The organism is Gluconobacter sp. OJB (genome assembly GCF_039638275.1).
Taxonomy (GTDB): domain Bacteria; phylum Pseudomonadota; class Alphaproteobacteria; order Acetobacterales; family Acetobacteraceae; genus Gluconobacter; species Gluconobacter cerevisiae.
Genome location: NZ_JBDIWH010000001.1, coordinates 932,540 through 959,353 on the forward strand (window position 1 = coordinate 932,540; position 26,814 = coordinate 959,353).

A 26,814-nucleotide genomic window follows, 5' to 3' on the forward strand; every position below is an offset into this window, starting at 1 on the left:
CTCAGTCGCGCAGAAGGTCGTTGATGGAGGTCTTGGAGCGCGTCCGCTCATCCACACGCTTGACGATCACCGCACAGGCCAGCGATGGCATGCCCGGCTCTTTCGGCGGAAGTGTACCCGGAATGACGACGGAATAGGCCGGGACGCGGCCCATGAAAATCTCACCTGTCGCACGGTCCACGATCTTGGTGGACGCGCCGAGGAACACACCCATCGACAGAACGGAGCCCTTCTCGACCACGACACCTTCAGCCACTTCAGACCGTGCACCGATGAAGCAGTCGTCCTCAATGATAACCGGAGCCGCCTGCAACGGCTCCAGAACGCCGCCGATCCCTGCCCCACCGCTGATATGGCAGTTCTTGCCGATCTGGGCGCAGGAGCCAACGGTCGCCCAGGTGTCGATCATCGTGCCGCTGTCGACGCGTGCGCCTACGTTCACGAAGCTCGGCATCAGCACCACATTCGGCGCAATGAAGGCGGAACGGCGCACGATCGCACCCGGAACGGCGCGGAAACCGGCTTCGGCGAAACGGAACTGGTCCCAGCCGTCAAACTTCAGCGGAACCTTGTCGAAGGCCGGTTCGCCGCCGCAACCGCGTTCCATGACGCGGCTGTCGTTCAGACGGAACGACAGAAGGACAGCTTTCTTCAGCCACTCATGAACGACCCAGCCGTTTTCGGAAGGCTCAGCAACGCGCAGGGTTCCGGCATCAAGCCCGGAAAGGGCTTTTTCCACGACGTCACGGTCTTCACCTTCCGTACGGGCGCTGAGAGTCGTACGACGCTCCCACAGGGCTTCGATGGCAGTACGAAGAGGTGCATTCGGCATCAGGTCGGTCCGGTCAGAAAAGCAGAAATCCGCCGGAACATGCGGTTCCCGACGGTGCATGTCAACGGATCTTTGCCTCGGATTTCGACCTGTACACATTCGCACGTTGTTCATGACTTCTTAACCTGCCACGCTTATGAAAACCGGGGGCTTTGACTGGCTGGCCCGACCAGGAGCTTTCTGCGGGATATGTCACCCTTGCCTGATATGCGTTCTTTGATGTCCCAGTTCATGAACACGTCTGCGTCCGACAGGACGCCGCAGGACCTGCGAAACATGCTGGCGTCCACGCTGGAAAGCCGCGAGAGATGGCGTTCCCTGCTGTATCAGGCTGTGGATCTGGTCTTCGAGACAGACAGTCGCGGCCGGATCATTCTCATTTCCCCGGATACCTGGCTCGGACAGCCAACCACGGCCTTTATCGGGCGTCCCTTCAGCGCCTTATGCGCCTCTATAGACATCCTGCAGCCTCATGCAGGAACGCCCGCCTCCATCACGCCCCCACAGGGGTCCCCTCTGACCGTAATCCTGTCTTCCTGCCCATTTCATGATGATGAAGGACGCGTTACCGGCACACGCGGCACACTCACAACCGTTTCAGCGCCGCTTTCCAGCCTTGCAAACGGAGCCGCCCCGCTTCCTGAACATGATGGAATCGCAATTCTTGCTGCGGTAACGACCGCTCTGCGCAAGGCTATCGTACCTCGACTGGCCGCCGCTGCTACCATGGAAGCCCTGCTGGAGCCCCTCGCCGCCGAGGGAGCACTGTTGGATACAGCAAATCCCAACACGCTCCTGTACAGTTCCTCAGGCCTGACAGACGATATTCAGGCCGTTCTCTCCGCAAGCCTTACTCAAACAGGGACAATCGTTTTCAGAGCTGGCACGCGTTATGCCATGATCTCCCGGGAAAACATTCGCAGTCTCGAACAGATGTGTTTGATTGTCTGGCGTGCTACCCCATGGTCATCGCTGGAAAGGCAACTCTGTCAGGCCGTCTGTTCCCTGCTGGCAGGTTTTTGGGAGCTGGATAGCATTCATCGCCGGCTCCTGCTCGACTCCGATTATGACATTTCGTCCAATCTGTTGAACTGGCAGGGTTTGAAGGCGGAAATAGAACGCCGCACGCGCCGTCTGGATCAGGAGGTCATGCCCGCAACCCTGATCATCGCGCGCGTCCCAGGTCTGACAGAGCTGTCAAAAACACGAGGTTTTGAAGCAGGCGAAGAAGCGCTCAAACAATGTGTCGCGCTCCTCCGCAAGGCGGTCCGTCCAACGGACGCCATAGGGCGCATCAGCAATAATATTTTCGGGCTTTGGATGGATGGCGGCGACCGCTTTGCAGCAGCCGAACGGGCCGAACGCATGACAGCGCACGGTATTCCCATTTTGATCGACCCTCCCGTCCACCTTCCGTTACAACTCGGGCTCGTCTCCCGTGAAGCCAACGCCGAGGAAACCCCTGAAACCCTGCTGGAACGCGGAATGCTGGCCTTGCGGGAAGGCCTGGCCGAGAACAGAAAATGGCGCTTCTCACATGAAGCGCCATAATCCTTGATCCAAGCTATTGTAAGGCCGATTAAGCCTTGATGAGCGTTCCGGGCCCTGCCCGCGTGAAAAGCTCCAGCAAACAGCTATGAGGCACCCGACCGTCCAGAATGACGGCGGCCTTAGCCCCTTGGCGAACGGCCTCGAGGCAGGTTTCGACCTTCGGAATCATGCCTCCCGAAATCGAACCATCAGCAATCCGGCGCAGAGCCTCTTCAGCACTCAGCTCCTCGATAAGCTTACCGTTCTCATCCAGCACTCCTGGAACGTCCGTCAGCATCAAGAGGCGTGAGGCATGGACCGCGCCAGCGATCGCACCTGCCGCCGTATCCGCGTTGATGTTGTAGGTTTCACCGTCTGCACCCACACCCACCGGAGCAATCACGGGGATCAGCCCGGCCCCGAGCAACGCATAGAGAACCCGCGGATCAATCTTTTCCGGCTGTCCTACGAAACCGAGATCAATAACCTTCTCGATCTCACTGTCCGGATCGCGCTTCGTGCGTGTCAGACGACGTGCCTGAAGCAGACCGCCGTCCTTACCTGAAATGCCGACAGCCAGCGCTCCGGCCCGGTTAATCAGCTCAGCGACCTGTTTATTGACGCTGCCAGACAACACCATCTCGATCACATCGACCATCGACTGGTCCGTGACGCGAAGCCCGTCGATGAACTCGGAGCGGATTTTCAGGCGGTCCAGCATTGCACTGATCTGCGGTCCACCACCATGCACCACGATCGGATTGATCCCGACCAGCTTGAGCAGAGCGATATCATAGCCGAATGCATGTGCGAGCTTGCCCTCACCCATGGCATGACCGCCGTATTTAACGACAATCGTATCCCCGGCATAACGGCGCAGGAACGGTAGCGCACTGGACAGGATGGCTGCCTGAGCCTGTGCCTCTTCAGCATTCACAACCGGCGGCACATCCGGCAGTTTATCGCTATGGGTCTTACTGGTCATGATCCGGACTGTCCTTCCCCTGACGTCTGGAGTGGCGCGGCAAAACGGGCAATTTCTGCCCGCAGATCTTCGATCCCGAACCCGGTCTCACTGCTTGTGGAGATGATCCGCGGATAGGCGGCGGCATGCTTGAGCGCCAGCGCCTCGACTTCCGCAATCTTCGTAGCAAGCGCTTTAGGCCGTACTTGATCGCACTTAGTCAGCACGATCTGGAACACCACGGCCGCACGATTCAGCAGTTCCATGACGTCCTTGTCGGATTCCTTGAGCTCAATCCGGGCATCCAGAAGCAGGATGACGCGCTCCAGCGTGGTGCGCCCCCGAAGATAGGCGAACATCATGTCCTGCCAGTCTTCCTTGACCGACTTCGCAGCCTTGGCAAATCCGTAACCTGGCATGTCCACGAGAGACACGCGGTCAGCAAGGTTGAAGAAGTTGAGCTGCTTGGTTCGCCCTGGCTCGGAAGACGCTCGTGCCAGAGCACGACGCCCGGTCAGCGCATTGATCAGGCTCGATTTGCCGACATTGGAGCGACCAGCAAAGGCCACCTCCGGCCGCCCAATGGGTGGAAGCTGGTCGATCTTCTGCGAGCCAAAGAAGAATTCGCATTCTCCCGCAAACAAAAGCCGCCCATCCTCGATCTGGGCCTCAGTCGGAGGCCCGGGTATTTCTTTCATCATGCCTCAGGTCCGGGATACCGGAACGGGAAGAGCGGTCCGGCGCTGGATAAACATCTGCTGTGCGACCGTCAGCAGATTGTTCCATGTGTAATAGACCAGAAGACTGGCCGGGAAACCGGACATGAAGAACACATAGGCCAGCGGCATGAACTGCATCACCCGTGCCTGTGCCGGGTCAAGGCTCGCAGTCGAACTGGTCTGACGCTGCAGCAGCCAGAACGTCAGGCCGAGCGCCGTACCCCAGATGCTAACATGCAGGAATGAGGAATACTGCGTTGGATCAAACGGCAGCAGGCCGAACAGGTTGAACACGTTCGTCGGGTCCGGCATCGACAGATCGCGGATCCAGCCGAAGAACGGCGCATGACGGGCATCGATGCTGATATTCAGGATTTTATACAGGCAGAAAAAGATCGGGGCCTGGATCAGCATTGGCAGACAGCCGCTGGCCGGACTGACCTTCTCTTCACGATACAGCGCCATAACCTTCTGGTTCATGGCCATCGGATCGTCTTTGTTCTTCTCCCGAATTTCCTTGACCTTGGGTGCCAGCAGACGCATCCGCGCCGAAGACTGGGCAGCCTTGGAGGCCAGTGGGAAGAGAACGATCTTGACGATCAGCGTCAGCGCCATTAGCGCGAGGCCGAAATTGCCGATATGCAGATACAACCAGTGCAGAAGCGTCAGCAGCGGACGGGTCAGGAAGCTGAACCAGCCGAAGTCGATCGCCTTGTCCAGATCAGGAATCCCGAGCTGTTTGCTGTAAGACTGCAACAGGCTGAGAACCTTGGCTCCGGCGAAAACATGACTCTTTTCGGTAATGGAGCCGTTGGGCATGATCTGCTGGGGAGCCTGCGTCGCCATGCCAACCTGATAGGATGCAGGCGCACCGGGAACGTAGGCAAAGCTCGCTGCAACAGGTGTACCGTCCGCAGGCGCTACAGCCGTCAGCCAGAACTTGTCACTGATGCCATCCCAACCACTCGTCCCTGTGGATGACCAAGAGACATGATCCGGATGGTCAGCACCTTTACGAAGATTTTTGTAGCTCTCGTCCTGCATCCGACCGCCGATGACGGCGATAGGGCCTTCATGTGCGGTGAAAGCCCCTTCCGGTGCTTCATAATCCCGCTGTACGCGCTGGAACGGCACAAGTGCCACCGGCTGTGCGGAGTGGTTCTCAACCGTCTGGTTCACGGCGAACATGTAGTGCTCGTCCAGTCCGATCTGAATGGAGAACACCAGCCCCTGCCCGTTATCCCAATGCAGCGTCACCGGGTGATCCGGCGTCAGCGTCTCGTCAGTGCTGTCCCAGACCGTATTCAGATCCGGCACGCGAGCATTGGAGCCCGGAGCATTTGTCCAGCCAATCACGACGAAATTGGGATGCGCGCTTCCCGCCTTGTCCAGCAGCCGCACCAGCGGGCTGTTTTTGGCAAGGGTCTCGCGATATTTCGTGAGGATCAGATCATCCAGCACCGCGCCCTTCAGATTGACGGATCCCTGCACGTCCGGCCCGTCGAGCGGAATACGTCGCGCGGAAACCTGAGTTTCCGCAGTTGGCTCAGACGCGGTCGCAACAGGCGTGCTGGCCTGAATCTGCGCTGCGGGCGCATGAGGGACGGGATGGGGATCGTCCTGGTGGGGCTTCGGCATGAAATAGTCGAAACCAATCAGGATAAGGGCCGAGAGAAGTGTGGCCGCAATAATGCGCTTGATGTCCATCGGGCGGATGCCGGTCTTTCGTCTCACTGAATGGGGCTTGCGCTTCAAGTGGCCGAAAACCGCATCCAAAACAATAGGTGAAGGGTGTTTTTAATGCCGGTGTGGCTTCGGAGGCAGATCCGTACCTCCCTCCGACCAGGGGTGGCAACGCCCGATCCGGCGCAGTGCAAGCCAGCCACCACGAATGGGGCCATGCTCACCGATCACTGTCAGCGCATAGGTACTGCAGGTCGGATCGAACCGGCAATTGGTGCCGATGACTGGACTGATGAAGAGCTTGTAGGCGTCAATAAGCGACAACATCAGGGCCGTGACGGCGTTCCTGATGAGCGACACAATCATTTCGCCCGATTCCGGGCATGACTGGAATTCCCGGAAGGTTTTTCACGGAAATTGACATCCAACCCTTTACGAAGGGCCTGTCGCAGATCGTCTTTAAGAAGGGAGAACTCGCGTCCCCGGGTCTTGTCTCGTCCGATCAGAACGAAATCGCCGGAAGGCAGACCGTCTTCTCGCGCAACGAGGCGGAGAGCCTCGCGAAGGCGACGGCGGGTGCGGTTACGGATGACAGAATTACCGACTTTTTTTGTAACTGTGAAACCCACTCGGGTTTCGGTCGCTGTGTCATCCGGCAGGATCTGCACAACCATACCGGGAGTGGCGACCTTGCGCCCTTTCCCGGCTACACGCAGAAACTGCGGCCGTTTTTTCAAACGGCTCGGTGTATGGGTTGTGCCGATCTGGGTCGAACTCAGGCGGAGAGCTTCTTGCGACCCTTGGTGCGACGGTTGGCCAGCACGCGGCGGCCGCCGACGGTTTCGCTACGCGTACGGAAACCGTGACGACGCTTGCGAACCAGCTTGGAGGGTTGATACGTGCGCTTCATGACGTTGATCCTTAAAAACCAGGCGGACGCCTCAACTGCTGGACATCCGCGTCGATCGGGCGCACGAAACGCCCGGTGATTGAGACCCGGGCTTGTAAGCACGCAGGCCCTTCATGTCAATGCCAGAGCTAAAGGAACCTGAACCATGTCCGATTCCGACAACATCCCGACTTTCGGCACAACGCCTCAGGAGGCGGCAGCCTTCCGCCACGACCTGCGCAATGCCTTGGCCCCTGCCCTGCTCTGTGCCGATATCCTCAGCAGCAACAAGGACGGGGCGGTCAAGCAGAACGCGCAAACGATCGTCGACGCGCTGGAGAAAGCTCTGAAACTACTGAAAAACTTTACGCCTTCTCGATAAGCTCGATTTTGTAGCCATCGGGATCTTCGACAAAGGCGATAATAGTTGTGCCAAATTTCAGCGGCCCGGCCTCTCGCGTCACTTTGCCGCCACCGATACGGACCGTTTCAACAAGAGCTGCCACGTCCGGAACGCCAATCGCGAAATGTCCGAAGCCGGTTCCGACTTCGTAGTCGGATTCCTGATCCCAGTTATAGGTGAGTTCGATTTCGGCCTGCCCGTGTTCGTTATCATCGAATCCGATGAAAACAAGCGTGTAGCGCCCTTCCCGGACCTCCTTGCGACGAAGCTCCTTCATGCCAAGGAGCTTGTAGAATGCCAGACTCCGGTCGATATCCCGGATTCTCACCATCGTATGCAGAAACGTACTCATCACTTGTCCTTCAGATCTTCCGGTGTCAGCCCATACAGAAACAGCCCGTAACGATCCGCCAGTTTCACGCAGCCGTCAGGGTCCGTCATGAGCGTTACTCCCGGCTGGAACGCAACGCCCCGCAATCCGTTCCGGGCTGCGTTTTCCAGTGTCTCCGGCCCGATCGTCGGCATATCCGCTCGAAGATCCTGTCCGGTTTTGGGCATCTTTACCAGAACGCCACCACTTCCTGCCTGCATCAGACGTCCGCAGCGCCCCAGCATAGCGTCGGTGCCCTCCAGAGCCTCGACCGCCAAAACAAGCCCGTTCTGGACCACACATCCCTGACCGATATCAAGGACAGCCATCGCTTTGAGGACATCGACGCCACGCGCAATGTCCTGTCGGGCCTGTGCGTCAGGCAGAACACGTCCCAGTGTCCCTGAACGACCCGTGGCATGTTCGAGAAATTCGTGCGCGCCCCGGACAAGAAATCCTTCTTCGCCCAGGACACGGACGATTGCGCCGAGAAGCCCGTCATCGCCGGAAAAAATCGCCCGCCCGAGACGTGCTAGAATGCGCGCGCCCTCAGCGTCGGGACGCAGATCCCGCCATGCAGGGCGACGGACCGGTCCGATCAGGACCAGTTCGCGACAGTTGTTTTTCTTGAGAGCGCCGAGAATATCGCCTGCAGCAGCAAGGCGAATGATCTCGTGCGGGTAAGGATCAAGCAGCCCGCGATCGGCGAAATCACGGAAGCCAATGACGAAAACCTTGCGCCCCTTGGCAATGGCAGCAGCGGCGACCTGCGAGGGGAGCGGTCCCGAGCCAGCCAGAATGCCGATGCAACCCCGATCGCCCACGCTCAGGCGCCTTCGGTTTCGGACTGCCCTTCCTGACGCGCAACCCGTGTCAGGCCACGACGACTTGGCGCTTCCATGAAGTCCAGCATCTCAGCAATGCGCGGGAGATGCCCGTATTCTGCCCTGACTTCAGCAATACGGCTTTCAAGAACAGCTTCCGTCGCACCATGACGAGGGTAAAGCGTGCGGAACGCACGGCGCATAGCCTGCATTTCCTCAGGACCAACGCCCGAACGTTTCAGGCCGATCCAGTTCAACCCGACCAGACGAGCGCGATTGCCCAGAACGCTTCCGTAAGGAATGACGTCCATTTCCACACCGCAGACGCCACCGACGACAGCCCCGCGCCCGATGCGGACGAACTGGTGCAATGCCGCCGATCCCATAACCTTGGCATCATCATCGATCTCAACATGGCCGCCCATGACGACGTTGTTGACGATGATGACACGGTCGCCGAGGACGCAGTCATGCGCCACATGGGAGTTGGCCATGATCAGACAGTTAGCGCCGATGCGCGTAAGAGCATGACCCTGCGCCGTACCACGATGGATCGTCACATTTTCACGGATGACCGTATTGGCGCCCACTTCGCAGAGTGTGGGTTCGCCAGCATATTTCAGATCCTGTGGGGCAAGGCCGATCGTCACGAACGGATAGACTTCCACGTTTTCGCGCAGGGTCGTGTATCCATCCACAATAACTGATGCGTGCAGACAGACCCCGTCACCAATGGTCACGTTGGGGCCAACCAGACACCAGGGACCGATACGCACGTTTTCGCCGATGCGCGCACGCGGATCAACGAGAGCGGTCGCATGGATTTCGGCGGTTTCGGGACGCTTCCCTGCCATCTGCATCAACGTCAACCCATGATCATTGCACTGAAGGTCGCTTCGGCCACGGCCACGCCATCAACGCGGGCCACACCTTTGAACTTCCAGACATTGGCGCGGGAACGCTCCTTGTCCACATGAATGCGGAGTTGGTCTCCGGGGCCAACAGGGCGGCGGAACTTCGCGTTTTCGATCGTCATGAAATAGACCAGCTTACCTTCAAAGGCTTCCCCCAAAGTCATCACAACCAGCGTAGCTGCGGTCTGAGCCATGGCTTCCACGATGAGGACGCCCGGCATGACGGGATGAGAAGGGAAATGCCCCTGAAAGAACGGTTCGTTGACCGTCACGTTCTTGATGCCGATGGCGGACTGCCCGGCATGGATCTCGACCATCTTGTCGATCAGCAGGAACGGATACCGATGTGGGATCGACTGCATGATCTTGAGAATGTCGATGCTCTGCGGAAGCTGATGGCCTGCAGCGGCGGCGTCTGTCGCGGGAGTCATCTGTTCGGCTGGAGCGTCCACTCGGTCCATCGTTTCACCATGCCCTTCAAGCGGTGTTGTCTGTCAATTGCTACCCAGTGGCAGCGCGAATGGCTTCCCTTAGCAAACCTGAGGGGGAGTTACCATCCGCGCCACAGAGCGGCTAGTCACTGCTTTTGCGGGAAAGCTTCCGCAAGGTGGCGACATTCCGGAAAAACTCGCGGAACGGCATGGCAGGGCTACCGATAACGTCGGCACCTGCATCCACGTCCGACATGACGCCACACTGGGCGCCAATCCGGGCTTTGGAACCAATCTTGATATGCCCGATCAGACCGGCCTGGGCGGCAATAGTGACAAAATCACCCAGTTCCGTGGAACCGGAAATCCCCGCCTGCGACACCACGATGCAGCACCGTCCCAGACGGGCATTATGTCCGATCTGTACAAGGTTATCGATACGGGTGCCTGCACCGATCAGCGTATCCCGCATGGAGCCACGGTCAATCGTGGAGTTGGCGCCGACTTCCACGCCATCTTCGAGAACAACCAGACCGAGCTGTGGAACGGTTTCAAACCCTTCCGGCCCGACGGCGAACCCGAAACCATCCTGTCCAATACGGACGCCGGGATAGAGCGTAACGCGATCGCCGATACGCGCATGAGAAATGGCGGCATGCGCACCGATACGGCACCGCGAACCGATTTCAACACTCTGACCGATGCTGACATGACTGGCCACGACGGTGTCACGACCAATACGGACTCCGCTTCCGATAACGGCAAAGGGACCGATTTCGACATTCTCGCCAATCTCTGCATCATCTGCAACGCAGGCTGTTGGATGGCGGATTCCGGTGGACTTGGGATCAGGATGAAACAATGTGGCGACACGGGCCCAGGCGAGGTAAGGCGCCTTGCAGACCAGTCCAGCCGTATCCGGCGGCAGCTTGTCGGAAAACGCTGGCGACAGAATGACAGCACCCGCTTTCGTTTCGGCCAGAAGCGGCAAGTACCGACGGTTATCGAGAAAGCTGACCTCGTCAGGTCCAGCCACATGCAGAGGAGCAACGCCCCGAAACGCTGCTACATTTTTGCCTGAGGCAGACGCAACGATCTCGCTACCAGAGGCCTCAGCCAGTTGCTCTAGACCAAAAGGCCCGGAACGCTGGAAAAAACGGCTATCGCCGGGACGGGTCTCGTTTGCTGTCATCTCAGACACGGTCACTCGCTTCAGTGATGCTGACGAAGAACGGACTCGCTCGGTGCAGAGGCAGGAGCCTGCTGGGGCTGTGCACCCTGAGCCTGTGATCCCTGTGCCTGTCGCTGTTCGTCAGCGGTCGTCGGCATCTTGCCAGAACGAGCGAGTTGCTCAGGGTCCACACCGTCGCCGGGGATGAAGACATGCGGCAACGCCTTGTTGAGTTGCGCACCCACTTCCTCGGTAATGTCCTGACCACCGACATGCAGTACGACCTGCTCGGCATGCAGGATCAGGTTCATGTTATGCGCGGCTGCAACGGCGGCGATGATGCCGTTGGGCTCTTCCAATTCGCGCTCGATCTGGTGCATGGCGACCTGAGCCGCTTCCTGAATAATCCGGGCCTGACCGCCGAAATCATGCTGGTCCTTGGCGCGACGTTCCTGAAGGTGACGCTCCCGCAACTGGATCTGATCGGATGTCAGGGTCCGGGCCTGAGCCTGCAGTTTTTGCTGCTCGCCACGCCATGCAGCCTCTTCACGCTGGACGGCCTGCGCCAGACGGTCCCGACGCGCACCCAGAACCTGCTGGATTTCCTGCCATGCACTGGAAATCTGCATGACGGCCTGAACATTGATCACGCCGATAATGGCAGCCGGAGGGGGAGCGCCTTTCGCGATGCTCGGAGGAGCCGGGATCGGAGGAAGAGGCAGGACGGGAGGAGCCTGCTGCTGATCGGAGGGAGCGGCTTCCTCTTCCTCTTCAGGAGCCGCTTCCGGAACGCGCCGCTGCACGGGCCGCGGCGGCGGGGCATCAGGATGAGCGGCCTTGGGAACGAACCAGCCACCGTTGCCGCCAGCGGCCTGCGCGTGAGCACCCGGAGCGGAGACAAGAATCGACGCAGCCAGAAGCGCGCCGGCCGAAACCGTGCGCATCAGGGAATTGAGGGTCATGACCACCTCTTGGCAAGGGGTTGGAAAACAGGATGGCAAGGGTTCGGACAGATCAGAACTGCTGACCGAAACCAAAACGCAGCGGATACAGACGGTCACCATGTTCTTTGCGGATCGGCACGGCGCCATCAATGTTCACGAGGCCGAACGGGCTCTTCCACGACACGCCAAGACCGCCGGAAACGCGCGGGATCAGATTGTCGCCAGTGATCGGGGTGTAGTTGTCCCCGTCGTTCGTGCGGTTTGTATAAAGATGCTTGACGCGCAGGCCCGCAAGACTACCCGCATCAATGAAGCCACGACCGGAAATCCCGAGATCGTCACCCATGGGCAGCGGGAAGTTAAGCTGTGCGGAGGCCGTATACATGAAACGACCACCCAGAAGATCTTCCTGCCCCTGAGCCGGGATATAGACGCCATTAACCTTGATGTGGCCCGAACGCGGTCCAACACCACCCTGAAGGAAGCCTCGCAGGTTCTCGCCACCAAGATAGAAGTTATCAATGATGTTACGGTTTCCGTTGGAACTCCAGTCACCCATGTAACCGACGCCCCCCTTAAACTGGAAGGTCCAGTCGTGGTTTCCGGTCAGGTCATCGAGCGGCAGGTAATAGGCACCATCAGCCTTCACGCGGGCATATTTGGAGTTACCGCCCAGACCTGCGAAGTCACCACCGACCTTGAACATATAACCGGAGTGCGGCTTGGCCCGTTGGTCACGACGATCATAGGTTATGGAGGTGCTGAGCTGCGACAACAATGACCATCCAGCAGACTGCTGGACATAGATCGAGGGAACCCACTGAATCAGGCTCGGGTCCTGTGCCACGGCAGAAGCATCGTAGAAATTACCGACCTGACGATCGACAAGGGTGTAGTTCCAGGACTGCGACAGATAGCGGTTATAGGCGTAACCCAGACGCAGGCTCATGCCGTACTGAGATTCTTTATAGCTCTGATACGTCTGGTAGTTGTTCTGGATGAAGTAGAAATCTGCACCCGCCACAAGATTGCGATTCAGGAAGTACGGATCCGTGATCGAGATGTCGGCCTGTTTTTCATAATAGGCGACCGTTCCCGAAATACCGGCATCTACGCCCGTTCCGAGCAGGTTGTGCTGCTTGATCGAGGCGTTACCAAGGATACCCACGTCCGTCGAGTAACCACCACCCAGCGAGAATTCACCAGTCGGTTTTTCCACCACGTTCGCGGAAACGTTGACGCGGTCAGGCGCTGAACCCTGCGTCTGATCAACGGAAACAGAACTAAAATATCCGAGGTCCTGAAGGCCCAGCTTGGAATATTTACGATCGAACGGGGTGTACGGGTCCCCTTCCGCCATCGGCAGGTTTCGGCGGATTACATCGTCATGCGTAATGGTGTTACCGTTGATGTCAATGCGCTCGACATAAACATGCGGTCCCTCTGTCACATCGAACAGCAGGTCAACAACGTGCTTTTCCGGGTTCCGGGCGATTTCCGAACGAACCATAGCGAACGGGTGACCTGAGGCCTGCAACCATTCCTGCATGTTCTTGGTATTGTTCTGGATCGCCGTGCCATCATAGATCTGGTGCGGGAACAGCTCGACATGCGGACGAAGCATCTCGGGCGTCACATGGCGTACGCTGGAGCGGACATCCATTTTACCCAGGCGGTACCGATCACCTTCATGAACGGTGAAGGTGATGTAGAAAGATTTGTGATCTGGAGCGAGTTCACCCGTCGCGTCAACCATGTGGAAATCCACAAAGCCGTTATGCAGGTAGAAACGGCGCAGCAGCTCTGCATCGTATTTAATGCGTTCTGGATTATATTCATCCGATGACGAGAAAAACCGGTACCAGTTCGACTCTTTAGATGAAATGACCTGTGCAAGACGTGCTTCACTGAAGGCATGATTGCCAACGAAAACAATCTTCTTGATGAGGGTCTGCTGCGCCTCGTTGATGTTGAACACCACATCAACGCGATTATGGGACAGCCTGACAATCTGCGGCGTAACTGTCGCGCCGAAGCGAGCCTTGCTGGCATACTGGTTCAGGATCTTCTGCCGGTCAGCAGCCGTGGTTTCTGCCGAGAAGACCGCGCGAGGACGCAGGCTGATTTCCTTGCGGAGGTCCTCGTCCTTCAGCGCGTGATTGCCTTCAAACACGATGCGGTTGACGATCGGGTTTTCGACAAGATCTACGAGCAGCGTATTGCCATCGCGGTGCAGCGTGACGTCCTTGAACAGACCGGTAGCGTAAAGCGTCTTCAGCGAACGGTCGAGGTCGTCCTGGTTGAACGTATCACCCGGCTGGGCGACCATATAGGACAGCACCGTACTCGTCTCGATCCGGGTATTTCCCTTGACCGAGATAGCCTGAATGATGTTTCCGCCGGGGGCTGATGCCGGGGCCTGATGACGAACGGAACGCGCCTGAGCTGTTCCGAGGACGACCGGCAGCAGGCAGGCTGATGCGAGAAGCATCAGACGCGTGTTCGAAGACCGGGAACCTCTTGACCGTGATCCTGACAAACCGGCTTTCCTTGTAACATATTTTTTGCAGGCGACTGACACGTTACGCCACTGGCCGAGGTATCCGATAACCCCTACCCCGCGCAAGATGCCCTGACGTGTTCGACTGTATCACAAGTCTTTTCAGAATATTTAGCTTACTGCGTGAAAGATCCAGTGAAACAGTCCGATATTGGTCAGATCGTTGAATGTCGAGAAGAGGAAAAGGGCGCCAATCAGCGCCATTCCGACCTGCATGCTGACATCCTGGACCCTGCGCGAAACCGGACGGCCACGAACGAGTTCGCACGCATAAAAGACCAGACGACCACCATCGAGCACGGGAATTGGAAAGAGATTGATCAGACCAAGATTGATCGAAAGCAGCGCCATGAAGGAAATGATGCTGGCCAGACCGTAGCTGGCGACCTGTCCCGAGAGCTGCGCAATGCGAATCGTACCACCCAGCTCTTTGGAGCTCCGCTGGCCACTGATGATCTGCCAGACGCCTTGCAGCGTCATGACCGATTTATCCCAGGTTTCCTCCATGCCCATGATGAACGCAGAAGGAAGCGAAACAGGACGTCCGCGGGAAATGGCGAACGCAACCCCAAGGCTGCCCGTCTCATGCCCACCGCTTTTCACGCTATCAAACGTGACAGGCAGGCTGAGATCTTCGGTGCCACGGTGCACTCCAAGAACTGTCTGCTGCCCCGGATGAGAGGACACGGTGTTCATCACGTCCTCGGCACCGAGGATATGGGTCTCTCCGATCCGGGTGATCACATCGCCCGGCTTGATGCCAGCATGATCCGCAGGGCTTCCTGCTACAACCTGTGAAATATCTCCGTGGATTTCTGGCTTCCCGACGACTGCGAACAGCACCGTAAACGCCAGAATGGCAAAGATGAAATTGAAGACCGGCCCCATGAGAATGACGATCGCCCGCGACCCCACAGGCTTGTCGTGGAACGTCCGTCCCGGAATCCATGCAGCTTTTTGTTCTTCAGTCGCATCTTCCGGGCCTTCAAACCCGTGCGGCTTGACGAAACCACCCAGAGGAATGGCGCTGATCCGCCATTCAGTCCCGGATTTGTCATGCCAGCGATAGAGTGCGGGGCCAAAGCCGATGGAAAACGTATCGACCTTCACGCCACGCCAGCGCGCCGCCAGATAATGCCCAAGCTCGTGAATGAAGACGAGAATGCCCAGAATCAGGACATAGGCCAGAATGGTACGCAAAAGATCATGCATTCAGGGCGGTCTCACTGACGTGGTTTCGCAGATGTCCACTGGTCCGCAGGATATGGGTCTCGGCAAGCTCCCGACCCAGCGCATCCCAGTGCAGAACATCATCCAGGGTTCGGAGTTCGGGATTTTCAGTCATGGCTTGAAGAGCAGCGTCGATTGTCTCGCCAATGCCAAGAAATCCGATACGACGGTTCAGAAACGCCTCGACAGCGATTTCGTTGGCAGCGGAGAACACGGCAGGAGCCGCTCCGCCCGCTCGCAGAACCTGCCGGGCAAGACGAAGAGGAGCGAACCGCACTTCGTCCGGGGCTTCGAACTCAAGGCGGCCGTAGGCAGCCAGATCAAGGCGCCCACAGGGTGTCTCCATACGTCTGGGCCAGGCGAGCGTATGGGCAATAGGAATGCGCATGTCCGCAGATCCCATCTGGGAGACGAGACTGCCATCACGGAACTGCACGAGACCGTGCACAACAGACTGCGGATGAACCAGAACGTCGATCCGGTCTTCGGTCAAGCCAAACAGCCGTGCGGCTTCGATGACTTCCAGCCCCTTGTTGGCCATGGACGCCGAATCGATCGTAATTTTGGCGCCCATCGACCATGTCGGATGCTTCAGGGCCTTTTCAGGAGTGGCTGCGCGCATCTCTTCAAGCGTCGACTGCCGGAAAGGGCCACCTGATGCTGTCAGGATGATTTTTTCGACGCTTTGCATATCGCAGGCCCCCAGAGACTGGGCGATGGCGTTATGTTCCGAATCGACGGGCAGAAGCGTGGCTCCGGCTTCAGACACGGCACGCAGCATGACATCGCCCGCGCAGACGAGCGCTTCCTTGTTGGCGAGGGCCACGGCATGTCCGTTGCGAACGGAGGCCAGTGTGGGTTCCAGACCTGCCGCGCCGGTAATCGCGGCCATAGTCCAGTCCGCTTCCATGGCACCGGCTTCGATAACGGCCTGGCGACCGGCAGCAGTCCGGATGCCGCTACCTGCAAGCAGTGATTTCAGTTCGTCATGACGGCTTTCGTCATGCAGGACGGCCACCTCAGCATTCAGAAGCCGGGCCTGTTCGGCCAAAAGAGCCGCGTTGCAGCCTCCGACCAGCGCCCGCACTTCGATCTCATCCGGGATCCGGGCAAGAAGGTCCACCGTGGAAGTTCCAATGCTGCCGGTGCTGCCCAGCACCGTGATGCGTCGGCCTGTGGGGCGTGCAGAACCGTCAGTCATGAAAAGAACTCCCGTGAGAAATAGGTGAATGTACAGGAATGATGGACCAGAAAGGCTGTGTCGCCACCGCGAGCGATAACAGGGCTGCCGCAGGAGCCGCGGCAAGAAGGCCGTCAAAGCGGTCCAGAAGGCCGCCATGCCCGGGAATGAGACGTCCTGAATCTTTGACGCCCAGTCGACGTTTGGCAGCGCTTTCCAGAAGATCTCCACTTTGGGAAAAAACGCCCAGAACCGCCCCACAAAGCAGACCGCCAATCTGCGTTCCCGGTGCAGCCAGCCAGGCGACAAGGCCGCCCGCCAGAGACGCTCCAAGCAGCCCTCCAATTGCACCGGAGCGGGTTTTGCCCGGAGAAATGGATGGAGCCAGCTTGGGACCGCCGAAAACGCGGCCCGTCAGATATGCGAAACTGTCGCTCGCAATCACAACGGACAGAACGAAGAGAACAGACGCCATTCCGAAAGACAGATGACGGAGCCACAGAAGCGACAGGCCGCCGACAATGGCAACGATGACCGGAACACTGGCGGGAAAGCCAAAAATCAGCGTGGGCCAAATCATCCAGAAGGCGGCGCTCCACTCCCCTTTCAGGGCGGCAAGGCCAGCAATCACGGGCCAGGCGAGCAGCAGAGCGCCGCGCCACGTCTTCAGGGGCTGGCGGACAAGCGTCTCACCTTCCCAGACCAGACCGAACATCGCCAGCAGGATCAGGGCATCATAGACCAAACCGCCACGCCAGATGCAGAAAGCGGCGACCGGCACGAGGACCGCTGCCGACAGAAGACGCAGCCGCAGATCGGACCATCGTGCAGAAGCACTGCTCATGCGGGACGCCCACCAAACCTGCGCTGGCGACCGGCAAAGCGCGACAGGGCCTCCAGAAATTCAGCCTCCCCGAAATCGGGCCAGAGTACGTCCATAAAGATCAGCTCGGCATATGCACTCTGCCAGAGCAGAAAATTGGACAGTCGGGATTCACCACTGGTCCGGATCACCAGATCAGGGTCAGGCATATCGGCCGTCTGAAGCGCGTTGTGGAGCGTGGATTCGTTGATGTCATCAACAGCAATTCTGCCAGCAACAGCATCTTCGGCGAGGCGGCGGGCAGCCTGCACAATCTCTGCACGTCCACCGTAAGACAGTGCGAGCGTGAGGGTCAGCGTCGTGTTATGTAGCGTCAGAGATTCAGCACGGCGGAGTTCTTCGCGTAGCGGCCCTTCGAACCTCTCCGGCTCACCGATAATCCGCAACCGCACGCCCTGCGCGTGAAGTTCGTTGATCTTGTGTCGCAGATAAAAACGCAGCAGCGACGTCAGATCCCCGACTTCCTTTGTGGAACGGCGCCAGTTCTCGGAAGAGAATGCATAAAGCGTCAGATAGCGCACGCCCTGGCGGATGGCTGCGCGCACGCACTCCTGTACGGACTCGGCCCCTTTACGGTGCCCTGCAATAACCGGAAGTCTGCGCGCACGTGCCCAGCGACCGTTTCCATCCATGATTACGGCAACATGGACGGGAACAGTGCTGGCTCCCCCATCAGCAGAAGGGGGAGCTGTACGTTCGGAGCGGGGAAAAGATCCTAAGGGCAAATGTGCAATCAGACCTGTTTGATCTCGCGTTCTTTGTCCGCGAAAATATCGTCCACTTTCTTGATGTACTGGTCCGTCAGCTTCTGGATGGCATCAGTCCAGGTTTTCATGTCGTCCTGACTGATCTCACTCTTCTTTTCCAGCGCTTTGGTCTGCTCCATGCCGTCACGGCGCACACCACGCACGGAAATTTTGCCGTTTTCGGTGTAACGGGCGGCAGCACGAGCCAGTTCGTTACGACGCTCTTCGGTGAGGGCCGGAATGGGAACGCGGACCGTCTGACCGTCCGTGGACGGGTTGAGCCCGAGGCCGCTATCACGGATGGCGCGCTCGACAGCGCTGACGACCGTGCGGTCCCAAACGGAAACCGTAAGCATCCGTGCTTCAGGAACGGCGATGGAGCCCACCTGTGACAGGGGCACTTCAGACCCGTAGGCTTCGACGCGGACCGGCTCCAGCAGGTTCGGGCTGGCGCGACCCGACCGCAGACCGGAAAGGTCCCGGCGCAGACTTTCGATCGCACCGTCCATACGACGGGTCAGATCGGCGATGAGGTCATTCAGGTCAGCAGACATGAGCTGTTCCTTTCAGTTCGACGTTGGTCTCAGGATAAAACCTGAAGATTTCGTTGAAAATGCGAAGATCAGTCCGCTTCGATGATCTTGGTGAAAAGCCCTTCCCCACGCATGACGGCGCTGAAAGAGCCAGGAGCATGCATGTTGAAGACCACGATGGGCAATTTGTTTTCGCGGGCAAGACTGATGGCTGCAGCATCCATCACGTTCAGATCGCGGGCAAGGACTTCGAGATAGGTCAGGCGGTCGTAACGCGTGGCATCGGGATTGCGGCGCGGATCGGCAGAATAGACGCCATCCACCTGCGTTCCCTTGAAGAGGGCGTCACACTCCATTTCGTTGGCACGCAAAGCGGCGGCTGTGTCCGTCGTAAAGAACGGATTGCCTGTCCCGGCTGCGAAAATAACGACGCGGCCCTTCTCCATGTGACGCACGGCACGACGACGGATATAGGGTTCGGCAATAGAGGCCATCTGGATCGCGGTCATGACACGCGTTTCCATGCCACGACGCTCCAGCGCATTTTGCAGCATCAGCGCATTGATGACGGTTGCCAGCATACCGGCATAATCACCCTGCGCGCGATCCATGCCCTTGGCGGCTGCGGCCAGACCGCGGAAAATGTTGCCACCTCCGACGACGAGGCAGACTTCCACCCCTGAAGCCCTCACTTCAGCAATGTCGGCAGCAACCATGTCCACCATCACGGGATCTACCCCTGACGGACCATTGCCCATCAGTGCCTCGCCGGACACCTTGAGCAGGACACGTTTGTAGGAGGAGCTCTGTTCTGGGTTTTCGGTCGTCATGCCCGTCTCCGGCTGGATGTGGTGTCTTGATTTGCGCCCGTCATACAGACGCAGCGGGATTGGAACAAGCGATGTCAGGATGCCGGATTTCAAACACACCGGCACCTGTCTTTTTCAGTCGTCCAGACCAATGGCACGCAGCCGGGCCTTTTCCTCGTCCCATCCTGCACGCTCTTTGACGTTCAGGAAAAGATGGCACTTGCGGTCCAGCAGTTCCTGAAGCTCCATACGGGCCCGCGCACCAAGGGATTTGATCTTGTGGCCGCCTTCGCCAATCAGAATGGCCTTGTGTCCGGGGCGGGACACATAGATCGTCACTTCGATCCGCACCGAGCCATCGGGGCGTTCCTTGAAACTCTCGGTCTCAACGGTGGCCTGATAGGGAATTTCCTCATGCGTCTGCATGAAGATCTGCTCACGAACCAGCTCAGCCGCCAGAAGACGATCGGGCAGGTCCGTCAGATCGTCTTCCGGGTACAGGAACGGACCTTCCGGCAACTCGGTCGCCAAACGGCCCATGAGGTCGTTCACACCCTCGCCCGAACGCGCACTCAACATGAAGACATGCTCGACGCTGATAAGACCACCGATCTCCTGCGTCAGGGGGAGCAGTTCGCCGCGCTCCACGAGGTCCGTCTTGTTCAGGACGAGCCAGATGCGTCCCTTGCTCTCCGCAAGTTTCGCGATGATTTCGCGAACATCTTCGCGCAGGCCCGACTTTGCATCCACCAGAAGCAGGGTCAGATCCGCATCCTGCGACCCTGACCAAGCCGCATTGACCATGGCCCGGTCAAGACGGCGGCGCGGCTTGAAGATACCTGGCAGGTCAACGAGAATGATCTGGGCGTTGTCCTGCATGACGATGCCCAGGGTCCTGAAACGGGTCGTCTGCGCCTTGGGGCTGACGATGGACAGCTTGGCTCCGGCAATCCGGTTGAGCAGGGTGGATTTCCCTGCGTTCGGAGCGCCGACGAGAGCCACGAAACCGCAGCGCGTGGTCATGTTCTGATCCTTTGTTGATGACATCTCAGGACGCCACATTCTGACCGAGACGTTTCAGCAGGGCGGTTGCCGCTGCCGTTTCTGCCAGCCTCTTGCTGCCGGCTTCTCCCGTTCCCGTCTGCCCGAGGGTCGTCACGCTGACGCGGAAGACGGGCGCATGGGAGGGACCGTCCGAAGACAGGAGTTCATAATTCGGGAGCGGCAGCCCCTGCGACAGCATATATTCCTGTAACAGGGTCTTGGGTTCCTTGTGGGGCCGGTCGGCAGTATCGAGCCGGTGCTGCCAGTACTGGCGGACCACACGGCGCGCCGGTTCCAGACCGCCATCCAGATACAGCGCTCCCAACAGGGCTTCCATTGCGTCAGCCCGGATGCTGGAGAGACGTCGGATGCCTGCATCTTCCTCATGCGGAGAAATCTGAAGCGATGCTGAGAGTCCAACCTGATCGGCGATCTCGGCCAGAACCGTGCGGGATACCAGATGGGCATGACGCGGTCCGAGCGCGCCTTCCTGCTCATCCGGATAGCGTTCCAGCAGCCACTCAGCCATCAGTAGACCCAGAACACGATCCCCGATGAACTCAAGACGCTCGTTCGAGCCCGTGCCCTTGGGACGCTGGCTGCGACGCGCCCGACGAGGATCGCGGCCGGACACGGCGGAGCGATGGGTCAGGGCTTCGCTCAGCAGTTCAGGCTTTGCGAAATCATGCCCGAGTGCTGTCTGCATCGACGCAAGGGCGTCCGTAGAAGAGAGCTTCATGTGACGGAATGCAGGAAGCGGTTCCAGCGGATTTCGGTCGGCCAGTACCAGAACTGCCATGCGGGATGACGCATATCCATTGAGAACAGGACGATCGGCGCACGACCGACAAGGTTCTGCATGGGCACGAAACCGAGATCGTCAGGGCCATCGCCCTGAAAACGGCTGTCGGCGCTGTCGTCGCGATCGTCGCCCATGGCGAAGAAAGATCCCTCTGGAACGACGTATTCCGGTGTGTCGTTTGCGAAGCCGTCATCCGTCAGCTTGAGAATATCATGCACAACCGGCGGCCGCCCTCCGCTTCCGGGAAGGCTTTCGCGATAGAGTTCACCACTGAGAAGGCGGTTGTTCTCATCCAGCACTTCGTAATGACCAAGAGACGTACGGGGGACTTCGATTCCGTTGAGAATCAGATGCCCTCCCGTGACCTGAATGTGGTCACCGGGAAGGCCGACAATGCGCTTGATGTAATCAACGGACGTATCACGCGTGAAGCGGAAGACAGCGACGTCGCCGCGGTGAGGCTCGGAACCAAAAATCCGGCCACTGAACAGATTTGGCGAAAACGGAAAAGAAAAGCGGGAATATCCGTAACTGAACTTCGAGACCAGAACGAAATCGCCGATCTGCAGCGTCGGGATCATCGAACCGGAAGGGATATTGAAAGGCTCCACCACAAGGGAGCGCACGGCAAATACCGCCAGCAGCAGCACACAGAAATAACGGATGCTTTCGCCAAGCGTCTCTTCGCGGCGTGCGGGCTTGTCACCCGTACTTTCTGAACCCTGCACGGGCCTGTTCTCCTTGATCATCAGACGCTCTTAACGCAGCTTGGCAGCGTTGGCGAGCGCTTCAATCGGACCGGACTGTCCGGACAGTCTCAACGGAACCGATTGTATGATGACCTGCGCGAGCGCGAAGGGAGGATCGTCCGTCAGGCTGACGAGAAGCTGGGCGCTCTGTCCCGGGGGCGTCAAATGGTTCAGGACTTCCCTCGCCCTTCCGGAAAGTTGCAACTCGGGAGCGCCGCTCGGCCCGTTACAAACACCAATATCCTGAAGTTGGACACCATGAGCAAAGCCGGTTCCCAGCGCTTTAACGCAGGCTTCCTTGGCAGCCCAGCGCTTGGCGTAACTGCCCATGCGAGCAACGCCCGAAAGCCGGTCGGCATGGTTGCGTTCGGCCTGCGTGAAAACGCGGCTGAGGAAGCGGTCGCCAAATCGTTCGACGCTTTTCTCTATGCGCGAGATCATGCACAGATCCGTCCCCATACCGAGGATCACGACTTCATCCCTTGGCGCGCTCGACCTGCATGACGCCCACAGCCGTTCTGAAGGCCGCGATCATGGACGAGAGATGGCGCAGATCCTTCACTTCCAGATCCACCAGAATTTCCATGAAATCGAGCTGCCGGTTCACGATCTTGAGGTTGAGGACGCTACCATTGTGTTTTGCGGCCACATTCGTCAGGGTCGCGAGGACTTCTGGTTCGTTGGCAGCAACCACCGACAATCGGGCCGTATAGGGCTCGGCGCCCTGACGGCGACCAAGGGCTTCGTAATCCCAGTCCACTTCCAGAAAACGCTCGGGTGTATCTGCAAAACTGGACAGGTTCTGACAGCCACGCCGGTGGATGGTGACACCCTTGCCCTGCGCGATGATGCCGACAATCGGGTCTCCCGGCAGCGGCCGGCAGCAGCCCGCGAAACTGATGGCGATCCCTGAACCGATCCCCTTGATCGTGCTTCCGGAATGCGCTGTCGTTTTCGGAGCACCATGCCCCGAGCCCAGCATAAGGGACTGCCCGAAACGAGGTGAGAGACCCGGCACCATCCGGGGCGCACGGACGCTCTGCCGCAGTTCGGGGTAAGCGGTGTTGACGACGTCCTTGGGGCCAAGCTGGCCGTTCCCGACCGAGACATACAGATCTTCAACCGAAGCCTGACGGAGTTCCTTAAGGATACCGTCGAGCACCTTTTCAGAACCGTCCACGCCTTCCTGACGGAAAGCCTTTGCGATAGCCGCACGGCCGTTATCGATATAACCCTGCCGCTGCTGCTGCGTCACGAAACGCCGGATACGGGCACGGGCCTTGCCTGTTGCGACGAAGCGCTCCCACGACGGAGAGGGCGTACCACCACGGGCGGTCATGATTTCGACCTGATCGCCGTTTTGCAATTCGTGCCGCAGCGGCATCAGGCGCCCGTTGACCTTAGCCCCCACGCAGGTATCACCGACCTGGCTATGCACGGCATAGGCGAAATCAACGGGAGTGGCGCCGCGCGGCAGGGAAATCAGCTGCCCCTTCGGGGTGAAACAGAAAACCTGGTCCTGATAGAGTTCCAGCTTGGTGTTTTCGAGGAACTCGTCAGGAGCCTGACTGTCCTCGAGGATTTCCAGAAGATCCTGCACCCAGCGCAGCTTGCGGGTTGGCGCACCAAAGGCGGACGACAGGGCCGCAGCCTCGCGCTCGCTGGGGGTCGCGTGTTCCTTATAAGCCCAGTGAGATGCGACACCGTTTTCTGCCAGATCGTGCATTTCGGCGGTGCGGATTTGGACTTCGATTTTCTGGTTGCGCGGATGACGCAGGGTCACCCCGGTATGGAGGCTCTGGTAACCGTTGGCCTTAGGGGTAGAAATATAATCCTTGAAACGCCCGGCGATCATCGGATAGGCGCCGTGGATCGCTCCGAGCGCCATGTAACAGGCGTCACGCGTGGGAACGAGCAGGCGGAAGGCCATGATGTCCGAGAGCTGTTCGAACGCCACGTTCCGGCGCTGCATCTTTTCCCAGATCGAGTAGGGCGATTTTTCGCGCCCCGTAACTTCGACCCTGTCGATTCCGGTTTCCGTACACAGGGCCATTAGTTCCTGACGGACCTGCTCAATAACGTCAGCCCCCTGCCCGCGCAGGAAGTTCAGACGCGCACGGATCGTCGCATCCGCCTCGGGTTCAAGCTGGGCGAAAGAAAGGTTTTGAAGCTCCGTCTTGACGCGGTCCATACCGATGCGCTCGGCGAGAGGCGCATAGATGTCCATCGTCTCACGGGCGATACGCTGCCTGCGGTCCGTGCGCTGCACATAATGAAGTGTGCGCATGTTGTGCAGACGATCAGCCAGCTTAACGATCAGAACGCGGATATCCCGCGACATGGCCAGAACGAGCTTGCGGAAATTTTCGGCCTGTTTGGTGCGGTCGGACTGGAGTTCGAGCCGCGTCAGCTTCGTTACCCCGTCAACGAGCGCTGCGACGTCTTCGCCAAAACGGGCTTTCAGGGAATCACAGGAAACACCGGTGTCTTCGACGGTATCATGAAGCAACCCCACCATGATGGAGGTCGCATCCATACGGAAACCCGCGAGGATATTGGCAACGGCAATGGGGTGCGTGATGTAGGCATCGCCATTATCGCGACGCTGTTCGTTATGGGCGTTGGCTGCGACATCATAGGCAGCCTCAATCTGCGCGAGATCGGCTGACGGATCGTAGCTTTCGATTCGCCGCAGCAATCCGGCGATGGACGGCTTGAAATCCCCGCTTGCTACAGGCGGGGACGTCGTTGGAGGAGATGCTGCATCAGGCATGAAGCATATCCTCCCTTCAGTGTACGCAAGTAGAGATCAGCGACGACCCCGACCACCCAGTTCGGCTTCAATGGCGGCAGCTTCGTCGGCAGACATATTCTCGGCCATGTGAGCGTGCTCTTCTTCTGTCGAGACATCCTGCAAGCCAAAAATATTCTGGTCCGTCGGGATGAGATCCAGAACTTCCTCGTCAACGGGCTCCGGCTCGGGGGCACGCGCCAGAGAGCGAATGATGCCGTCGCGCAGAACAGGGAGGCTTACCTTGTCTTCAGCGATTTCACGCAGGGCGACGACCGTGTTCTTGTCGTTTTCACGATCCAGACGAATTTCTTCGCCGCGCGACAGGCCACGGGCACGCTGGGCGGCCAGCAGGACCAGTTCGAAACGGTTAGAAACCTTCTCGATGCAATCTTCGACGGTTACGCGCGCCATGCCACAGGCCCCCTTCGGGTAAAACAAAAGAATAAAATAAGAGAGAACGCTGGCAATAACATGCGGTTCATGCGAATGCAATCGGCGCCTGCCCTACCTCCAGAATTGAACCCGAGTGCCTCCAAGCCCATTCCCCGCTGGAGGGCAGCGTCAGCCCCTGTCGCACGGGGCAACATATTTTATATATTCAGGATTACACACATGCTTTTGCGCCAGAACGAACGCACTGCCCTTTTTATCGACGGCGCCAGCCTCCACCATGCAGCTCGCAATCTGGGATTTGAAGTCGATTTCCGCAATCTGCGCCAATTGTTCGAGAATGCCTGCCTGTTTCAGCGCGCCTTTTATTATGCCGCCATGCCTGAGACAGAAGACTACTCCCCCCTTCGCCCTCTGACCGACTGGCTCTCCTATAACGGCTATCATCTTGTGCTGAAAACTGCCCGGGAGTTTACGGATCATTCAGGAAGACGGCGTATCAAGGGAAACATGGATGTCGAACTGACAGTGGATCTTATGGAACAGGCGGCCCGCCTTGATCACGCTGTGATCATAAGTGGCGATTCCGACCTGCGCCGTGCCGTAGAAGCGGTGCAGGCGCGCGGGGTCCGGGTTACGGTCATTTCATCGATGCGTTCGACGCCACCCATGATCGGAGACGATCTGCGGCGTCAGGCGGATCTGTTCGTGGAACTGGCTGACATCGCGCCGTCGTTCACGCGGCGTCAGGCTGAACCGCGTAACCCTCCCCGACAGGGGCCGGTTCGTCATCCTGCCGATATCAACAGTGACGAGACCAGCGATTCATGACCCTTTGGGCTTCTACCGGAACGACCTCCGCCCCTCCGCCCCTTCCTGCTTTCCCGGAAGATGGTCGGTCAGGAACTCGGCCAGGAACAGGGCCACTTTCAGCCGAAATGCTGATTGTCTGCCTCGATCCGGAAGACGCCAAAGAAATACTGGCGTCTTTTCTGGACGCCAACAGCATCGTTTTCGACGCGGCTCTTGCCGGACCAGAATCCATTCTGGGACGGATCACCAGTGTGATGCAGCCTCTGTCGCCACAGCCGCTGGCGCTTCCGTCCGAACTCGAAGCCTGTAGCGCCACGCTCTGTGCCGAGCTTCAGAGCATGCCCAGACTGAAACTGGTCCTCACACTCGGTATCAGCGCACATATTGCAGTTTTGGGGGCGTGCGGCATTCCATTGTCTCGCCTTGATTTTCGGCCCGGCGAAATCACCCATCTGCCCGATGGCCTGCTTCTGGCCGATGGGTGCCACTTTCCGAACAAACCCTTTCCAGCGGATATGATGGCGCAGCGCCGTTCGGCGCTAACGGAGCTTTCGCCCAAGATCCGCGCGGCATTGCGTCCGACCATCTGAGACGCCAACGGGCTCTG

General features: G+C 58.7%; 30 protein-coding genes. 4 read left to right on the forward strand and 26 right to left on the reverse strand.

All coding sequences use genetic code 11. From position 1 onward, the window contains the following. Position 1: 1 nt before the first annotated feature. Positions 2–832 (reverse strand): 2,3,4,5-tetrahydropyridine-2,6-dicarboxylate N-succinyltransferase, encoded by an 831-nt coding sequence (gene dapD / locus ABDK74_RS04265; RefSeq protein WP_099285558.1) that lies wholly within the window; start codon positions 830–832, stop codon positions 2–4. Positions 833–1,021: 189 nt separating this feature from the next. Here dapD and ABDK74_RS04270 point away from each other — a divergent pair, with 189 nt between their 5' ends. Beyond that, the gene (locus tag ABDK74_RS04270; RefSeq protein WP_346002839.1) at positions 1,022–2,383 is read left to right on the forward strand and encodes a GGDEF domain-containing protein; all 1,362 of its coding nucleotides are present in this window, start codon (positions 1,022–1,024) and stop codon (positions 2,381–2,383) included. 28 nt (positions 2,384–2,411) lie between these two features. Here the strand turns inward: ABDK74_RS04270 and argB are convergent, their stop codons facing one another. From argB to rpmH, 6 genes are all read right to left on the reverse strand, one after another. Then, positions 2,412–3,347, reverse strand: a complete 936-nt coding sequence (argB, locus tag ABDK74_RS04275; protein WP_194261559.1) for an acetylglutamate kinase — start codon at positions 3,345–3,347, stop codon at positions 2,412–2,414. Beyond that, complete coding sequence (gene yihA / locus ABDK74_RS04280) at positions 3,344–4,024, reverse strand: ribosome biogenesis GTP-binding protein YihA/YsxC (RefSeq protein ID WP_194254485.1); 681 nt, start codon at positions 4,022–4,024, stop codon at positions 3,344–3,346. The genes argB and yihA overlap by 4 nt, the downstream gene beginning before the upstream one ends. Positions 4,025–4,030: 6 nt before the next feature. Next, the gene (gene yidC / locus ABDK74_RS04285; protein ID WP_346004162.1) at positions 4,031–5,752 is read right to left on the reverse strand and encodes a membrane protein insertase YidC; all 1,722 of its coding nucleotides are present in this window, start codon (positions 5,750–5,752) and stop codon (positions 4,031–4,033) included. Positions 5,753–5,842: 90 nt separating this feature from the next. Continuing rightward, entirely contained in the window at positions 5,843–6,094 is a 252-nt protein-coding gene (yidD, locus tag ABDK74_RS04290) for a membrane protein insertion efficiency factor YidD (RefSeq protein WP_346002840.1), read from the reverse strand. Further along, positions 6,091–6,465, reverse strand: coding sequence for a ribonuclease P protein component (gene rnpA / locus ABDK74_RS04295; RefSeq protein WP_346002841.1), 375 nt, complete (start codon positions 6,463–6,465; stop codon positions 6,091–6,093). The genes yidD and rnpA overlap by 4 nt, the downstream gene beginning before the upstream one ends. A 38-nt stretch (positions 6,466–6,503) precedes the next feature. Beyond that, positions 6,504–6,638 (reverse strand): 50S ribosomal protein L34, encoded by a 135-nt coding sequence (gene rpmH / locus ABDK74_RS04300; protein ID WP_062033507.1) that lies wholly within the window; start codon positions 6,636–6,638, stop codon positions 6,504–6,506. 145 nt (positions 6,639–6,783) lie between these two features. Between rpmH and ABDK74_RS04305 the strand changes: the two genes are divergently transcribed. Further along, positions 6,784–6,999, forward strand: coding sequence for a hypothetical protein (locus ABDK74_RS04305; protein ID WP_346002842.1), 216 nt, complete (start codon positions 6,784–6,786; stop codon positions 6,997–6,999). Here the strand turns inward: ABDK74_RS04305 and gloA are convergent. From gloA to rpoZ, 19 genes are all read right to left on the reverse strand, one after another. Next, positions 6,983–7,372 carry a lactoylglutathione lyase gene (gene gloA / locus ABDK74_RS04310; RefSeq protein WP_346002843.1) on the reverse strand — a complete coding sequence of 130 codons (390 nt, stop codon included), beginning with the start codon at positions 7,370–7,372 and terminating at the stop codon, positions 6,983–6,985. The genes ABDK74_RS04305 and gloA overlap by 17 nt on opposite strands. Beyond that, positions 7,372–8,214, reverse strand: coding sequence for an LpxI family protein (locus ABDK74_RS04315; protein ID WP_099285353.1), 843 nt, complete (start codon positions 8,212–8,214; stop codon positions 7,372–7,374). Before ABDK74_RS04315 ends, gloA begins: the two co-directional genes overlap by 1 nt. Positions 8,215–8,216: 2 nt before the next feature. Continuing rightward, positions 8,217–9,074: an acyl-ACP--UDP-N-acetylglucosamine O-acyltransferase gene (lpxA, locus tag ABDK74_RS04320; protein ID WP_206033437.1), complete on the reverse strand. Its 858-nt coding sequence runs from the start codon at positions 9,072–9,074 to the stop codon at positions 8,217–8,219. Positions 9,075–9,079: 5 nt separating this feature from the next. Further along, positions 9,080–9,559: a 3-hydroxyacyl-ACP dehydratase FabZ gene (gene fabZ / locus ABDK74_RS04325; RefSeq protein ID WP_086649100.1), complete on the reverse strand. Its 480-nt coding sequence runs from the start codon at positions 9,557–9,559 to the stop codon at positions 9,080–9,082. 142 nt (positions 9,560–9,701) lie between these two features. Further along, complete coding sequence (lpxD, locus tag ABDK74_RS04330; RefSeq protein WP_346004163.1) at positions 9,702–10,751, reverse strand: UDP-3-O-(3-hydroxymyristoyl)glucosamine N-acyltransferase; 1,050 nt, start codon at positions 10,749–10,751, stop codon at positions 9,702–9,704. Positions 10,752–10,771: 20 nt separating this feature from the next. Continuing rightward, the gene (locus ABDK74_RS04335) at positions 10,772–11,692 is read right to left on the reverse strand and encodes an OmpH family outer membrane protein (protein WP_346002844.1); all 921 of its coding nucleotides are present in this window, start codon (positions 11,690–11,692) and stop codon (positions 10,772–10,774) included. 52 nt (positions 11,693–11,744) lie between these two features. Beyond that, positions 11,745–14,165, reverse strand: a complete 2,421-nt coding sequence (gene bamA, locus ABDK74_RS04340) for an outer membrane protein assembly factor BamA (RefSeq protein WP_346002845.1) — start codon at positions 14,163–14,165, stop codon at positions 11,745–11,747. A gap of 180 nt (positions 14,166–14,345) precedes the next feature. Beyond that, on the reverse strand, positions 14,346–15,446 hold the full coding sequence (gene rseP, locus ABDK74_RS04345) for an RIP metalloprotease RseP (RefSeq protein WP_346002846.1): 1,101 nt from the start codon (positions 15,444–15,446) through the stop codon (positions 14,346–14,348). Continuing rightward, entirely contained in the window at positions 15,439–16,665 is a 1,227-nt protein-coding gene (gene dxr, locus ABDK74_RS04350) for a 1-deoxy-D-xylulose-5-phosphate reductoisomerase (RefSeq protein WP_346002847.1), read from the reverse strand. The genes rseP and dxr overlap by 8 nt, the downstream gene beginning before the upstream one ends. Beyond that, on the reverse strand, positions 16,658–17,488 hold the full coding sequence (locus ABDK74_RS04355; RefSeq protein WP_194254359.1) for a phosphatidate cytidylyltransferase: 831 nt from the start codon (positions 17,486–17,488) through the stop codon (positions 16,658–16,660). The genes dxr and ABDK74_RS04355 overlap by 8 nt, the downstream gene beginning before the upstream one ends. Then, complete coding sequence (gene uppS / locus ABDK74_RS04360) at positions 17,485–18,159, reverse strand: polyprenyl diphosphate synthase (protein WP_194254479.1); 675 nt, start codon at positions 18,157–18,159, stop codon at positions 17,485–17,487. The genes ABDK74_RS04355 and uppS overlap by 4 nt, the downstream gene beginning before the upstream one ends. A gap of 101 nt (positions 18,160–18,260) precedes the next feature. Next, positions 18,261–18,827 carry a ribosome recycling factor gene (frr, locus tag ABDK74_RS04365; protein ID WP_346002848.1) on the reverse strand — a complete coding sequence of 189 codons (567 nt, stop codon included), beginning with the start codon at positions 18,825–18,827 and terminating at the stop codon, positions 18,261–18,263. Positions 18,828–18,895: 68 nt separating this feature from the next. Further along, complete coding sequence (pyrH, locus tag ABDK74_RS04370) at positions 18,896–19,636, reverse strand: UMP kinase (RefSeq protein WP_346004164.1); 741 nt, start codon at positions 19,634–19,636, stop codon at positions 18,896–18,898. 114 nt (positions 19,637–19,750) lie between these two features. Then, complete coding sequence (era, locus tag ABDK74_RS04375; RefSeq protein WP_194254356.1) at positions 19,751–20,638, reverse strand: GTPase Era; 888 nt, start codon at positions 20,636–20,638, stop codon at positions 19,751–19,753. 25 nt (positions 20,639–20,663) lie between these two features. Then, positions 20,664–21,398 carry a ribonuclease III gene (gene rnc / locus ABDK74_RS04380; protein ID WP_194254355.1) on the reverse strand — a complete coding sequence of 245 codons (735 nt, stop codon included), beginning with the start codon at positions 21,396–21,398 and terminating at the stop codon, positions 20,664–20,666. Further along, a complete protein-coding gene (lepB, locus tag ABDK74_RS04385; protein ID WP_408874465.1) occupies positions 21,395–22,210 on the reverse strand; it encodes a signal peptidase I in 816 nt (271 codons plus the stop codon). The genes rnc and lepB overlap by 4 nt, the downstream gene beginning before the upstream one ends. 9 nt (positions 22,211–22,219) lie before the next feature. Continuing rightward, positions 22,220–22,681 (reverse strand): holo-ACP synthase, encoded by a 462-nt coding sequence (gene acpS, locus ABDK74_RS04390; protein ID WP_346002850.1) that lies wholly within the window; start codon positions 22,679–22,681, stop codon positions 22,220–22,222. Between the two features lie 4 nt (positions 22,682–22,685). Continuing rightward, positions 22,686–24,983: a bifunctional (p)ppGpp synthetase/guanosine-3',5'-bis(diphosphate) 3'-pyrophosphohydrolase gene (locus ABDK74_RS04395; protein WP_346002851.1), complete on the reverse strand. Its 2,298-nt coding sequence runs from the start codon at positions 24,981–24,983 to the stop codon at positions 22,686–22,688. A 36-nt stretch (positions 24,984–25,019) separates the two neighbouring features. Next, positions 25,020–25,415 (reverse strand): DNA-directed RNA polymerase subunit omega, encoded by a 396-nt coding sequence (rpoZ, locus tag ABDK74_RS04400; protein ID WP_194254351.1) that lies wholly within the window; start codon positions 25,413–25,415, stop codon positions 25,020–25,022. Positions 25,416–25,616: 201 nt separating this feature from the next. On the opposite strand from rpoZ, the gene ABDK74_RS04405 reads away from it, so the two are divergent. Then, on the forward strand, positions 25,617–26,225 hold the full coding sequence (locus ABDK74_RS04405; protein ID WP_194254350.1) for an NYN domain-containing protein: 609 nt from the start codon (positions 25,617–25,619) through the stop codon (positions 26,223–26,225). Further along, a complete protein-coding gene (locus ABDK74_RS04410; protein WP_346002852.1) occupies positions 26,222–26,797 on the forward strand; it encodes a hypothetical protein in 576 nt (191 codons plus the stop codon). The genes ABDK74_RS04405 and ABDK74_RS04410 overlap by 4 nt, the downstream gene beginning before the upstream one ends. Positions 26,798–26,814 lie beyond the last annotated feature (17 nt).